The sequence below is a fragment of the Nostoc sp. genome (genome assembly GCF_036917455.1).
Taxonomy (GTDB): Bacteria; Cyanobacteriota; Cyanobacteriia; order Cyanobacteriales; family Nostocaceae; genus Nostoc.
Genome location: NZ_JBALDK010000215.1, coordinates 1 through 11,901 on the forward strand (window position 1 = coordinate 1; position 11,901 = coordinate 11,901).

General features: G+C 39.9%; 15 protein-coding genes and 1 pseudogene. 10 read left to right on the forward strand and 6 right to left on the reverse strand.

Annotation, left to right across the window (positions count from 1 at the left end; genetic code table 11):
* Window positions 1-122 precede the first annotated feature (122 nt).
* Window positions 123-536 carry an AbrB family transcriptional regulator gene (locus V7K42_RS23455; protein ID WP_334919682.1) on the reverse strand — a complete coding sequence of 138 codons (414 nt, stop codon included), beginning with the start codon at window positions 534-536 and terminating at the stop codon, window positions 123-125.
* A 379-nt stretch (window positions 537-915) separates the two neighbouring features.
* On the opposite strand from V7K42_RS23455, the gene V7K42_RS23460 reads away from it, so the two are divergent.
* From V7K42_RS23460 to pyrR, 3 genes are all read left to right on the forward strand, one after another.
* On the forward strand, window positions 916-1,356 hold the full coding sequence (locus V7K42_RS23460; RefSeq protein ID WP_334919683.1) for an Rrf2 family transcriptional regulator: 441 nt from the start codon (window positions 916-918) through the stop codon (window positions 1,354-1,356).
* 57 nt (window positions 1,357-1,413) lie between these two features.
* Window positions 1,414-2,385 (forward strand): adenosylcobinamide-phosphate synthase CbiB, encoded by a 972-nt coding sequence (gene cbiB, locus V7K42_RS23465; RefSeq protein WP_334919684.1) that lies wholly within the window; start codon window positions 1,414-1,416, stop codon window positions 2,383-2,385.
* 75 nt (window positions 2,386-2,460) lie between these two features.
* On the forward strand, window positions 2,461-2,997 hold the full coding sequence (gene pyrR / locus V7K42_RS23470; RefSeq protein ID WP_323234654.1) for a bifunctional pyr operon transcriptional regulator/uracil phosphoribosyltransferase PyrR: 537 nt from the start codon (window positions 2,461-2,463) through the stop codon (window positions 2,995-2,997).
* Between the two features lie 257 nt (window positions 2,998-3,254).
* On the opposite strand, the gene V7K42_RS23475 is transcribed toward pyrR, so the two are convergent.
* Entirely contained in the window at window positions 3,255-3,686 is a 432-nt protein-coding gene (locus V7K42_RS23475) for a nucleoside deaminase (RefSeq protein ID WP_334919685.1), read from the reverse strand.
* Between the two features lie 15 nt (window positions 3,687-3,701).
* On the opposite strand from V7K42_RS23475, the gene V7K42_RS23480 reads away from it, so the two are divergent.
* Complete coding sequence (locus V7K42_RS23480; RefSeq protein ID WP_334919686.1) at window positions 3,702-4,625, forward strand: nucleoside hydrolase; 924 nt, start codon at window positions 3,702-3,704, stop codon at window positions 4,623-4,625.
* 107 nt (window positions 4,626-4,732) lie between these two features.
* Here the strand turns inward: V7K42_RS23480 and V7K42_RS23485 are convergent, their stop codons facing one another.
* Window positions 4,733-5,161, reverse strand: a complete 429-nt coding sequence (locus tag V7K42_RS23485) for a KTSC domain-containing protein (protein WP_334919687.1) — start codon at window positions 5,159-5,161, stop codon at window positions 4,733-4,735.
* A 648-nt stretch (window positions 5,162-5,809) separates the two neighbouring features.
* On the opposite strand from V7K42_RS23485, the gene V7K42_RS23490 reads away from it, so the two are divergent.
* From V7K42_RS23490 to V7K42_RS28995, 4 genes and pseudogenes are all read left to right on the forward strand, one after another.
* Entirely contained in the window at window positions 5,810-5,980 is a 171-nt protein-coding gene (locus tag V7K42_RS23490) for a ribbon-helix-helix domain-containing protein (RefSeq protein WP_334919688.1), read from the forward strand.
* Window positions 5,981-6,031: 51 nt separating this feature from the next.
* The gene (locus V7K42_RS23495; protein ID WP_334919689.1) at window positions 6,032-6,655 is read left to right on the forward strand and encodes a Uma2 family endonuclease; all 624 of its coding nucleotides are present in this window, start codon (window positions 6,032-6,034) and stop codon (window positions 6,653-6,655) included.
* A gap of 95 nt (window positions 6,656-6,750) precedes the next feature.
* Entirely contained in the window at window positions 6,751-7,269 is a 519-nt protein-coding gene (locus tag V7K42_RS23500) for a hypothetical protein (protein ID WP_334919690.1), read from the forward strand.
* Window positions 7,270-7,286: 17 nt separating this feature from the next.
* Window positions 7,287-7,410: pseudogene (locus tag V7K42_RS28995) on the forward strand (IS4 family transposase); the annotation flags it as partial.
* 195 nt (window positions 7,411-7,605) lie between these two features.
* Here V7K42_RS28995 and V7K42_RS23505 read toward each other — a convergent pair.
* On the reverse strand, window positions 7,606-9,228 hold the full coding sequence (locus V7K42_RS23505) for a 2-isopropylmalate synthase (RefSeq protein ID WP_442938622.1): 1,623 nt from the start codon (window positions 9,226-9,228) through the stop codon (window positions 7,606-7,608).
* Window positions 9,229-9,317: 89 nt separating this feature from the next.
* Here V7K42_RS23505 and V7K42_RS23510 point away from each other — a divergent pair, with 89 nt between their 5' ends.
* Window positions 9,318-9,998 carry a GntR family transcriptional regulator gene (locus V7K42_RS23510; RefSeq protein WP_334919691.1) on the forward strand — a complete coding sequence of 227 codons (681 nt, stop codon included), beginning with the start codon at window positions 9,318-9,320 and terminating at the stop codon, window positions 9,996-9,998.
* Between the two features lie 84 nt (window positions 9,999-10,082).
* A complete protein-coding gene (locus tag V7K42_RS23515) occupies window positions 10,083-10,553 on the forward strand; it encodes a (2Fe-2S) ferredoxin domain-containing protein (protein ID WP_334919692.1) in 471 nt (156 codons plus the stop codon).
* Window positions 10,554-10,598: 45 nt separating this feature from the next.
* Here the strand turns inward: V7K42_RS23515 and V7K42_RS23520 are convergent, their stop codons facing one another.
* Together V7K42_RS23520 and V7K42_RS23525 are read right to left on the reverse strand one after the other, a co-directional pair.
* Entirely contained in the window at window positions 10,599-11,261 is a 663-nt protein-coding gene (locus V7K42_RS23520) for a nuclear transport factor 2 family protein (protein WP_334919693.1), read from the reverse strand.
* A 440-nt stretch (window positions 11,262-11,701) separates the two neighbouring features.
* Window positions 11,702-11,901: HAMP domain-containing sensor histidine kinase (locus V7K42_RS23525; RefSeq protein ID WP_334919694.1), on the reverse strand; the 200-nt coding region annotated here is incomplete at its 5' end.

Genomic DNA, 11,901 nt, shown 5'->3' on the forward strand with positions numbered 1-11,901 from the left:
ACCCACCACAGATATAGTTATTAGTCATTAGTCATTAGTCATTAGTCATTAGTCATTGGTCACTGGTCATTGGTCATTAGTTTTCACAAAGGACAAATGACAATTGACTAATGACCATTTATTTAAGCTGTGGCTTCTATGGTTTCATCACCTTCCCGATCTTCTGGGTCTATTTGTCTCAGACGAATGTGCTTTTTGCCTAAAGTGATGATAAACTCATCTCCTGGTTTCAGGTTCATCTGTTTTGTATAAGCTGAACCTATAAGTAAGTTATTATTCGATTGCACACTAATTCTATAGCTAGCACTACGTCCACCGCGCCCATTAGCGCTGGGTGTACTGTCCAACTGAATGCCTTCAGCATCAATTAAGGCATTTAAGAACTTCATCATATTGACGCGCTCTATACCATTTTTGGTAACGGTATAGTAGCCGCACTTCTTGGCTTTGTCTTCTTTGCTCTCGCTCTCTAGCTCTTTGACTTTTTTGAGCAGTTCTTCACCGACTAGGGGTTCAATTTTTTTCAGTTTAGGCATCAACTTAGGTCGAAAATGAATGTTTGAAGTGTTGGAATCGATTTTATTTTAGCTGAGGTTGAGCTAATAGGAACATACTCCTTTAGTTTTTATCTCAACCTAGCCAAGTATATTACACTCAGATGCACAATTGTTATGCCATTAACAATATTGTCAAGACAATCTATTTCAGAGAATGCTGGCAATGCTGATAACTATATATAGTTTGTAAATCACTGCTAGACTATAGAAGTTTTAAGTTTTCTAAACTAACGCTCAAAAGGTTCTTTATTTGCTGAGGATGATAACTGAGTTACAGAATGATAAGGAAAACTGATCCTTAGTTATTGGTTATTTACAAAAGATAAATGATAAAGGACAAACAACAAAGCTTGCCAAAATGAAACTAACTACTAGAGGACACTATAGTGTAAAGGCGTTGCTAGATTTGAGTTTACAGCCAAAATATGGGCCTGTATCTGTGAGAACGATCGCAAAACGCCAAGATATCCCAGCTCCTTATCTCGAAAAATTACTAATAGAAATGCGGCGTGCATCAATAGTTAAATCAACTCGTGGTAGCATTGGCGGATACCAATTGGCAAGAGAACCTGCACAAATATCTATAGGACAAATTTTAGAAGCAGTTGGCGAGACTAGCCATTTACCTCATCACACCCCAGCACCGACACAAGCTGAAGATTGGGTAACATTTAGCCTTTGGCAGAGACTCAACCAAAAGCTCAAAGAAGCTTTGTACAGTATTACTCTGGCAGACCTTTATTATGATGCTCGCAGTTGGCAAGCTGCTCTTGGAGAAGAAGCTAGTTTTGTGGTTTAGTCAAGAGTCAATAGTCTAAATATTGACCCTTCACTCATAACCCTTGACTCGTGATTTATGACTAATAGTATCTATATCTTAATAATTGCTGCATTTTTAGATTACTTAATTGGCGATCCTTGGGATTGGCCTCATCCAGTGCAAGTTATGGGGTGGGTAATTTCTCGCCTGACCAAATTTTCTCTCCAATTGTGTAAAAGTTCTCTCACACAACGTCTAGCTGGAATTGCACTAGGGATTATCCTAATAATTGGTAGCGGTCTTATTGGTTTTTTGATTATTCAAAGTGCTAAATTGGTTCATCCTTTGTTGGGAATTGCAATAGATACCATTCTTTTAGCTAGTTGTTTTGCTGGCAGAAGTTTACGAGCAGCAGCAGTGGCTGTTTTACAACCTTTAACAGCCGGAGATTTAGAAAAGGCTCGGAAGATTTTAAGTAATTACGTTGGTCGAGATACCCAAAACCTCTCACAAGCAGAAATTTTGCGAGCCGTTTTAGAAACGGTTGCAGAAAATGCCACCGATGGAGTAATGGCTCCACTTTTTTATGCAATTGTTGGTGTTTTTGTACCAATTGTGGGGCCAACTCCTTTGGCTTTAGCATACAAAGCCAGCAGTACTCTTGATTCGATGGTGGGCTACCGAGAAGCACCTTATACTTATTTGGGATGGTTCTGTGCGCGGTTGGAAGATTATTTGACTTGGCTACCTTGTCGTTTAACAGTCATAACTTTGGCGCTGTTATCGGGTAAACCGAAAGATGTTTGGCGAATTTGTCGTCGAGATGCAATTAACGATCCTAGTCCCAACTCTGGCTGGAGTGAGTGCGTCTATGCGGCTTTTTTGGGTGTGCAGATGGGGGGTACAAATTGGTACCGTGGGATAGCTAAGTACAAACCACTATTAGGAGATGCTATTTATCCCATTACTGCAACTTCTATTCAAAATGCTTTGCAACTGACTCGATATTGTTTTTTGCTATGGTTAGGCATAGCGATCGCAATATTCTTAATACTCCCAAACAGGTAATGATAAATGTAAAGTTAGGAGTTAAGAATAAAAATTCCTACCTCTTAACTCATCACTCCTCACCTATCATTCGCTATGTCTGCCAAAGTAGTTGAAATTCTCTCATCTGAAGAAATCCGTCGTACCTTAACTCGTCTTGCTTCTCAAATTGTGGAAAGGACGCGTGATTTGTCCCAATTGGTGCTTCTCGGTATTTATACTAGGGGTGCATTACTCGCCGAATTGTTGGCGCGTCAGATTGAGACTTTGGAAGGTGTAGCCGTGTCAGTCGGCGCTTTGGACATTACATTTTATCGAGATGACCTGGACAAAATTGGATTGCGGACTCCAACGAAAAGCGAAATTCCTTTTGACCTTACGGGAAAAACTGTTGTACTCGTGGATGATGTGATTTTCAAAGGACGAACAATTCGCGCTGCTTTGAACGCAGTCAACGACTACGGTAGACCAGAGGTGATTCGTTTAGCTGTATTAGTAGATAGGGGCCATCGAGAATTACCAATCCACCCAGATTTTATTGGTAAAAAGTTGCCTACTGCTAAAGAAGAAGTTGTCAAAGTTTACTTACAAAATTGCGATGGACGAGATGCAGTAGAGTTGATTGGCGATTAAAAGTTGGGAGTAACTTTGTGAAGGTGACTTTTGATGAAAGAATTATCGCAGGAAAAGAGGGTAAATGCTGGGTTATATATATCGATTGCCAAACTTTTAGCCAAGGCAAAAAAGTCACCTTGATATCATCTTCGGTCAATTAGTTGCGATCGCTATATCTGTGCAAAAACCAGAAAACCCTCTTTTCCCCTGCTGAGATATCTCGTGCGGTCTTAATCATACGGACACGATATGACAGTGCTAATCGTAACTCTTAACTAATTACCGATATCTTCATTCCAAAGTTCCGGGTTAGTTTGAATAAACTCACCCATCATTTGTTCGCATTCGTCAAGATTAAGATCGATTACTTCTACACCGTGAGATACCATAAATTCTTTAGCACCAGGAAAAGTTTTAGATTCTCCGACGATGACTTTTTTAATGCCAAATTGTACCACTGCCCCAGCGCACAGGTAACAGGGCATTAAGGTTGAATAGAGTGTAGTACCTCTGTAGCTACCAACTCTTCCAGCATTACGGAGACAATCGATTTCGGCGTGAGTGACCGGATCGCCGTCTTGCACGCGTTTATTGTGTCCTCTGCCGAGAACATTACCATCCTTGACAAGAACCGAACCAATCGGAATTCCACCTTCTAGTCTGCCTTGTTTTGCTTCTTGAATTGCAGTTTCCATAAACTCATCCATATTAATTCTCCTTTTATGTCAAAACAACTTGTATTAATGGATCATGATGGCGGTGTAGATGATTATCTAGCAACTATGCTGCTGTTGACGATGGATCGTATTGAACTTCTCGGCGTTGTTGTCACACCAGCTGATTGTTATGTCCAACCCGCTGTTAGCGCCACACGTAAAATTATAGATTTGATGGGATTTTCTCATATCCCGGTTGCAGAAAGTACCGTGCGCGGGATAAATCCATTTCCTACTCTCTATCGCCGTGATTCGTTTATCGTTGACCATCTTCCCATTCTCAATCAAAGCGAAACCATCACTACGCCTCTGGTTGACGAAACAGGTCAAGATTTCATGATCGAGGTGTTGCACGACGCATCAGACCCCGTAACATTGATGGTAACTGGGCCGTTGACAACGGTTGCAGCAGCTTTGGATAAAGCACCGGATATTGAAGCCAAGATTCACAAAATTGTTTGGATGGGAGGTGCTTTGAATGTCCCTGGTAATGTGGAAAAAAGTTTAGAAGCTGGACAGGATGGTTCTGCCGAATGGAATGTTTATTGGGACGCGGTTTCAGCAGCACGGGTGTGGGAAACGCAAATTGAAATTATTATGTGTCCTTTGGATTTAACTAACAATGTCCCAGTCACATCAGAGTTAGTACAAAAAATGGGGCGACAACGCCACTATCCCATCTCTGATTTAGCGGGACAATGTTATGCACTTGTTATCCCTCAAGATTATTATTTTTGGGATGTATTGGCAACGGCTTATTTGGGACACCCAGAATTCTATCAATTACGCGAATGGGAAACAGAAATTATCACCACTGGTCTGAGTCAGGGGCGTACTAAAGTAGTTCCTGGTGGGCGGAAAATTTATGCAATGGATCGGGTTGATAAAGACGCTTTTTATGATTACATATTGCAACAATGGGCACGTTAAAATAATTCGTAATTAAGTAATGCAACTGGGATTTTGACCCCGCCACAAAACAAGATGTTGTTAGTTGCGGGGGATCTTAAACCCTCAGAATTTGTTAAATTTATTAATTAGTCAATAGTATAATCTGCATTATCTAAACGATCGCAGTCATATCTGCCTTTAATTTCTTGATTGAAAAAGCTGCCAACTGAGTCAGAGGCATGTAAATCTTCCCATGTCTCCTCGTCTACGCCTAAGTACTGATAAACAGATCCACTCTGAAACTCAACTTGCAAAATCTGTTCGTCGCGATCGTAGCCGACAGCGATCGCCATTGATGAACTAACTGGTAACATAGCGATTGGTTCTTCTTCAAAGGGTAGTGCAGTCGTTTCGGCAATCGCCTCGTTCAGTTCTTGCAATCCTTCATAAGCTTGTATCGGTGCCGGAATTTCCAAAAACTCTAGTTCGTCGCCTCGATCGAGCAACAACTGCAAATATCCATCAGAGTGAGCGATCGCTACTAAACTGCTCAAGTCTATCTTAGATAGCCTCATTAATTTTGCTCTCCTGTTGGCGTAGTCGAAGTTTGAAAGTTTTATGCAACACTTAAGTGTTTTGATAGTACAAATATACTGCCAGAGCCCTTTGATGTCAAGTTTTTTTGCCAAGAGAGAATTTTAAGTAGTCGGACACAATTAAATTCATTGGTGGAGATAGGGAACAGGTTACAGGAAAAAACTTGTGTAATTAATTCTGTCTGATTACTTAGCTGTGTAGAGAGTTCAGCTGCGTTTCTAGTTGGGCGATCGCATTCGGAAATGTTGTGTGGCTCACGCCTACGTTCTCTGCCAATTGCCTAATACTTATTTTCATGTTTGAGTCCTTAAAGTGGAATTTCCCGTCGACGGGAAATTTTAAAGCTGGAACGCAGAATACTAAAAATTCTGGAAAGTGGAATTTCCAGAGCCTGGCGTTCCTTCCACTGCTTTCCAGTGGCACTAGCGGCTAAGAGGCTTGTCAATCAAGAGTTTTTAGTGGAAGTCCGTGAAACGAGGAGTGGAAAGCTTGTGGTAAAATGTCTAACCCCCAATTATAATATACACTATTTAGATGCTATTCAAGCCTTGTTTAGCGCTATATTAGCAACATCACGAAGTTTCGTTGAGGGGTACGATCTATTCAAAACTATCAAAAAATCTACAGTGTCGAAAAGAGTAAGCGTTTCGTTGCCAGACTTAACTCATGAAAAATTACAAAGATGGGCAGATGTTGAGGGCACAAGCCTTGCCGATTTAGCAGCTTATTTGCTACGCCGTGACGTAGAACAAGCTGAAAAAGAAGGTAAGCTTAACTATCCTAATGAGAAAAAATAGTGTGTAAAAGCGTTTCCCTTACCTTAATTTCAAAACTCATGGGAGAAATATATGACTCAAGCCCTACAAAGAAAACTAATTACATTCAGTGAATTTGTTGCCAGATACCCAGACAACACAGGTAAACGTTATGAACTACATGATGGAGTAGTGGTCGAGATGTCGCAACCTACTGGAGATCATGAAGAGATTACAGGATTTTTAGCTACAAAACTTCCAGTCGAATATGACCGGCTTAAACTTCCCTACTTCATTCCAAAAACTGCACTAGTCAAACCAACTGAAAATGAATCCGGTTATTCACCAGATATATTAATTATCAATCGCTCCAATCTGGTAAATGAACCTCTCTGGAAAAAGGAATCCACGGTCACTCTAGGCGCATCAATTCCTTTAGTTATTGAAGTAGTTAGTACTAATTGGCGCACCGACTATTACACTAAACGCGGTATGTATGAAGAAATTGGTATTCAGGAGTATTGGATTGTAGATTACTTAGCTCTGGCCGGTAAATCATTCATTGGTAATACTAAACAACCAACAATATCGATCTACTCACTGGTAGAAAGCGAATACCAAATTAGTCAATTCCGTGGGAGCGATCGCATTCTCTCACCCACTTTCCCAGAATTTAATTTCACCGCACAACAGATTTTTAATGCAGGGAATATTTAATAGATATACTTTAATCTTTCGCCCAAAATTTAACATATTTTGGGCTATTTTTATCGGATTTTTCTTAACATTCAACACTTTTGGATTTAATGATTATGGACAAAATAATTATTTACCGAAAGCTTGAAAAAATAATTGAAATTTTGACAGCGCTAGAGAAAGATGACAAGAATATTGAATATCAAAGTAAATTTCAGGAGTTTATGAGTGTAATCATGGAGCTATACACAGAGATAAAAACTGAACCAGCGATTGAATCAGATGTAGAATTTCAACGTTATCTAAAGGAGAGTGCAGCAAAATTAGTCTTTAGATCCAGAGATATTGAGCTTTTTGTAGTAGACCTAAAGAAAATGCTATCATTCACCTTTTATGATAATGAATGGCTCGTAGTATGCTATAAGCGCTCTTCCATTGAAGTACTCAAGGAAATATATAAAAATACTTGTTTTGAAGAGTATTTTCACTATTATGAAGTTGAATATCTTGAAGAACTCGACCAAATTATCAAGTGGAAAGGTGAGATTGAGTGCTATATTCCCACTCAGGAGCAAATCCCTATTGCTATCCCTCCTTCTCACTGGTGGTGGTATCTCAACAATCAACCTAACTGAAATACCCTCTTTATACCATTAATTTTTGCGATTTAGAAACTAAAGCTGGATAACGCTAAGGTAACTAATTTACCAGAGTCGGGAGATGTAGCTGTTCATGATGATGAAATTAGGGATATTTATCGATTACCTTGGGGAGTTTAACTCTTGTGGAAGTTTTTAAATTTGGTAATGCCAATGCGTCCCTCTGCAATGTATTGGCATTCCTCTGCAATTAAAAACGCTAATATTTTATGCAAAACTATACTTAATTTTGCAACCAAAACTCTTGTAGAGACATAAAATTTTACGTCTCTACATCAACGATTTCTGGCTGTATCAAAAACGCATCAGAATCTACCCAGAGACAACAGCAGGGTTCATCTTATCAAAATGGGATCTCTCTGTTTGTAAATAACGATAAAGGCGATTTAGGGCGTTGATATGAGCATAAGCTGCGGCTACTACGATATCAGTATCAGATGCTTGTCCAGAGAAGATTCGCTCTTGATGCTTCAAGCGAACTGTCACAGTTCCTAGTGCATCAATTCCTCCAGTCACAGATTGAACAGAAAACTCAATCAGTTGATTGGGAATCTGCACCAATCGATTGATTACTTGATACACCGCATCCACTGGGCCAGTGCCGACACTCGCATCTGTGAAGATTTTGCCATCGGGGGTAACAATTGTAATGGTTGCAGTTGGGCAAGTGCAGTCACCGCAAATTACCTGGACATGTTCGATTTGGAAGCCACTTTCTAATTGAATCTGCGTTTCATCTCGAACGATCGCTTCTAAGTCCCAATCTGATATCTCTTTCTTCTTATCGGCGACATCTTTGAAGCGATTGAAGGCTTTATTCAAATCCGCCTCGTTTAATTCAAAACCTAATTCCTTGAGCCTGGTACGGAAAGCATTTCTTCCTGAGTGCTTGCCCAAAACAATCCGATTTTCTGGCAAACCGATCGCAGCAGCTTCCATAATTTCATAAGTCTCGCGGTGCTTGATAATCCCATCTTGGTGAATTCCAGACTCATGGGCGAAAGCGTTTGCTCCCACGATCGCTTTATTGGGCTGAATCAGCATTCCGGTTAATTGAGAAACTAAGGATGAGGTTTTGTAAATCTCCTGAGTCTTAATATTAGTCAAGGGTGTATCAGCATCAACTGAACGACCAAAATAAGGGTTGAAGAATGGTTTGCGAACCTGCAATGCCATCACAATCTCTTCCAATGCAGCATTACCTGCTCGTTCCCCAATGCCATTAATGGTACACTCCACTTGACGCACGCCATATTCAATTGCTGCCAAAGCGTTAGCTGTCGCCAAACCCAAATCATTTTGAGTGTGAATAGATAAAATCACCTCATCAATATTAGGAACATTTTCCCGAATTCCCTGAATCAGAGTTCCGATTTCCTTGGGTGTGCAGTAACCAACGGTATCAGGAATATTGATTGTAGTTGCACCTGCTGCGATCGCTCTTTCTAAAACTTCATAAAGAAACTCTGGCTCAGTGCGGCTAGCATCCATTGGTGAAAATTCTACATCGTCTACAAAAGATTTGGCATAAGCAATCATTTCTGATGCGATCGCCAATACTTCGCTGCGAGACTTTTTCAATTGATATTTGAGGTGAATATCAGAAGTAGAAATCATCGTGTGGATTCTCGGACGAGCCGCACCTTTCAAGGCTTCGGCGGCGGCGTGAATATCTTGGCGAATGGCTCTAGCTAAACTGCAAATGATTGGCCCACCGGGTATTCCGACTTGTTCAGCAATGGTTTTAACAGCTTGAAAATCTCCCGGACTAGCAACGGCAAAACCGGCTTCAATCACATCGACACCAAGGAGAGCTAGTTGATGAGCGATCGCCAGCTTTTCTTCTACATTGAGGGTTGCGCCCGGTGACTGTTCGCCATCCCGTAGCGTGGTGTCGAAGATAATAACTCTGTCTGGTTGAGATGCGATGCTCATAACTGTCTCCCGTGGTATTGAAGGGATGTTTAAAAAACTTACTTTGGATATTGTATACAATCTTTTGGATTTTGTATACAATATTCAATATGAACTTAAATGACTTAGCAGCCAATGTGCTGCAACAACAACGCAGTACCCCAGATTTAATTGCCGATGCTTTGCGGGAAGCGATTCTGCGGGGTATATTTCAGGAAGGACAATCTCTGAGACAGGATGAAATCGCTACTCAGTTTGGCGTTAGTCGCATTCCTGTGCGCGAAGCCTTGAAGCAGTTAGAAGCAGAAGGATTGGTGACGCTGCATTTAAATCGTGGTGCGATCGTATCGGTGTTGACAGCACAAGAGGCGCAAGAAATTTGTGAGATTCGTAGCGCCTTGGAAGTGAAAGCGATGCAATTGGCGATACCCAAGTTCAGGGAAACAGATATAGAAAAAGCGGCTGTGATTCTGGAAGCGACAGACCAAGCAACTGATGCAGGGATATTGGCAAAACTCAACTGGGAATTCCATGCAACGCTGTACGCCACTGCTGAACGTCCTCGGTTGCTAGCGATGATTAAAACTTTACATGTTAATTGCGATCGCTATGTTCGCGTACAATTAGCGCAGATGGATTACCAAGAGCGATCGCAAAAAGAACACTATCAACTCCTAGATGCTTGTCAAAAGCAGGATACAAAAGCTGCTATCAGGTTACTAAAACGACACATTGACACTGCAGGAGAACAGCTAATTGCATACTTGCAGCAAATTGCTCAGAAACGCTGATTATTGTTGGAACTACACGATCTAGCAGAACAGATTAAACGATAAATTTCCACTATCCTGTCAGAGAAATAGGTAGGGTAGCCCATGAAAAAACTGATTAAGCGTATTAAGAGATTGTTCCAACGTATCTTCAAGAGGTTTGCATCCAATTCTCAGCAGACATCGCCCTTAATAAATTCTCGTCCGCTAGACACTTCTATTTCTATTCCCAGCGTTTCTCCCCGATGGGAGTCTGGTTTGGTGCTTGTGTGTTCACAATGTGCAAATGAGCGGTCAAATAGTTTTCATCCAGCTAACAAAAGCTCAACGGCTTCCGAAGACTTAGAGAATTGGTTGAAATCTCGTTTAAAACTTGAGGGATTATGGGGTGAATTTCGGGTCGTTAGCACCAGTTGTTTAGGAGTTTGTCCAAAATCCGGCATTACTATCGTTATTGTAAGTAATGGAAGTTACGGTAATAGTCCATGCTTAATTGTAAATCCTCACAGCGATGTCTACGACGGGCTACGCCTACGCGAACTTCTTTATTCATACATAAAACAGAATAAAAAGTAAAAAGTAAAAAGTACTCTCTACTTTTTACTTATATGATATGAAAGATTAATGATTGAAACCAGACATTTTTGGTCTTACAAATGTAGTTGAGGAATTACTGTTTCGAGCATTAGCATTTGAAGAATCAACTGTCGGTGAACTCAGGTTCAAGAAATTTATGAGCTTGAGAGTACGTTTACGAATTTTCCAGCGTCCATTTTTGTTTACAACTTCATCTTCATAAGTACCATTAGCAACATCAATGCTAGTTTCCGAACGTTTGTGAGTTGCATGGAGATAAGAGGTCATAGATGCTTTATTATTCTCAATTGAAATGTTTATCGTACCCATCAAGTGTTGGGTAGCTGTATAACCATTTCCTTGGAATACTGAATAGACAAAATCTGCCCAAGCATCTGTCCCATAATTTGTTTGAGTTGTCCCATCAGGAAAAATGGCAGTGAGAACTGCATCTTGAGTAAAACAATTCCGATAAATATTTTTTCCCTCTAGGAGATTTCCTCTACCAATGGCATCAGTTCCTAGCGAGTAACAGGATGTTAATTTTTGAATTTCTAATTCTGCGTTAGGTTGAGTTGCACTTGCTAGTTCAAACCTACCTCCAATAAACAGCACAAGAGTGACTGCAAGCACAATCAATGTAATTTGATTTAATAAAAACGAGATAGCCTTTGAAACTATTCGTCCACCTTCTCTTCTTTTTTCCACAGGAGAACCACCTTAATTTTTACTATTTTCGCATCTTTTAACTTGCGGCAAACTAAATTTACATCTGATATCTTAGTTGATAAAGACCTGACTAAAATTCTTGCACATTTAGTTAGAGTTTACTTTGATATCAGCTAGTAAATTATAAATAAGCTACAAGATTTGATGCATATAATCAGTCATCATAATAACAGAAGTTACATAAAGCTTTAAGTGTTGAACATGGTTAAATATGTATTGATTTGATTAAATAAATAAGATTGATACTTACATAGGTTTTTTGACAAGAAAGTAAATTTTATTTGAGTATATTTTTTAAACTCAATGTAATTACTATAGTAATTATGAATTATTCGTGATAAACAAAATACCCGAATTACCAAACCATTCGAGTATTTACGGCTATAGCTTTGCTAATGTGCCTGTACTATGAAAGATTATCATCCAAAAATGGGAATAGAAATTATGAATTGTGTTCCTTGTCCCAAGACTGATTCACAAATCAAACTTCCACCATGATTTTCTACTATAATTTGGCGACTAATAGATAATCCTAATCCTGTACCTTTTCCTACGCATTTGGTAGTAAATAGATTTTCAAAGATACAGGCTTTAACTTCTTCTGGCATTCCTTTAGCAT

Bases quoted from the DNA above. Each gene is read 5' to 3' on its own strand.
- V7K42_RS23505 (WP_442938622.1), bottom strand. From the start codon at position 9,228: ATGAGCATCGCATCTCAACCAGACAGAGTTATTATCTTCGACACCACG.
- V7K42_RS23495 (WP_334919689.1), top strand. From the start codon at position 6,032: ATGACTCAAGCCCTACAAAGAAAACTAATTACATTCAGTGAATTTGTT.
- V7K42_RS23510 (WP_334919691.1), top strand. From the start codon at position 9,318: ATGAACTTAAATGACTTAGCAGCCAATGTGCTGCAACAACAACGCAGT.
- V7K42_RS23515 (WP_334919692.1), top strand. From the start codon at position 10,083: ATGAAAAAACTGATTAAGCGTATTAAGAGATTGTTCCAACGTATCTTC.
- V7K42_RS23500 (WP_334919690.1), top strand. From the start codon at position 6,751: ATGGACAAAATAATTATTTACCGAAAGCTTGAAAAAATAATTGAAATT.
- V7K42_RS23455 (WP_334919682.1), bottom strand. From the start codon at position 536: ATGCCTAAACTGAAAAAAATTGAACCCCTAGTCGGTGAAGAACTGCTC.
- cbiB (WP_334919684.1), top strand. From the start codon at position 1,414: ATGACTAATAGTATCTATATCTTAATAATTGCTGCATTTTTAGATTAC.
- pyrR (WP_323234654.1), top strand. From the start codon at position 2,461: ATGTCTGCCAAAGTAGTTGAAATTCTCTCATCTGAAGAAATCCGTCGT.
- V7K42_RS23485 (WP_334919687.1), bottom strand. From the start codon at position 5,161: ATGAGGCTATCTAAGATAGACTTGAGCAGTTTAGTAGCGATCGCTCAC.
- V7K42_RS23480 (WP_334919686.1), top strand. From the start codon at position 3,702: ATGTCAAAACAACTTGTATTAATGGATCATGATGGCGGTGTAGATGAT.
- V7K42_RS23460 (WP_334919683.1), top strand. From the start codon at position 916: ATGAAACTAACTACTAGAGGACACTATAGTGTAAAGGCGTTGCTAGAT.
- V7K42_RS23475 (WP_334919685.1), bottom strand. From the start codon at position 3,686: ATGGATGAGTTTATGGAAACTGCAATTCAAGAAGCAAAACAAGGCAGA.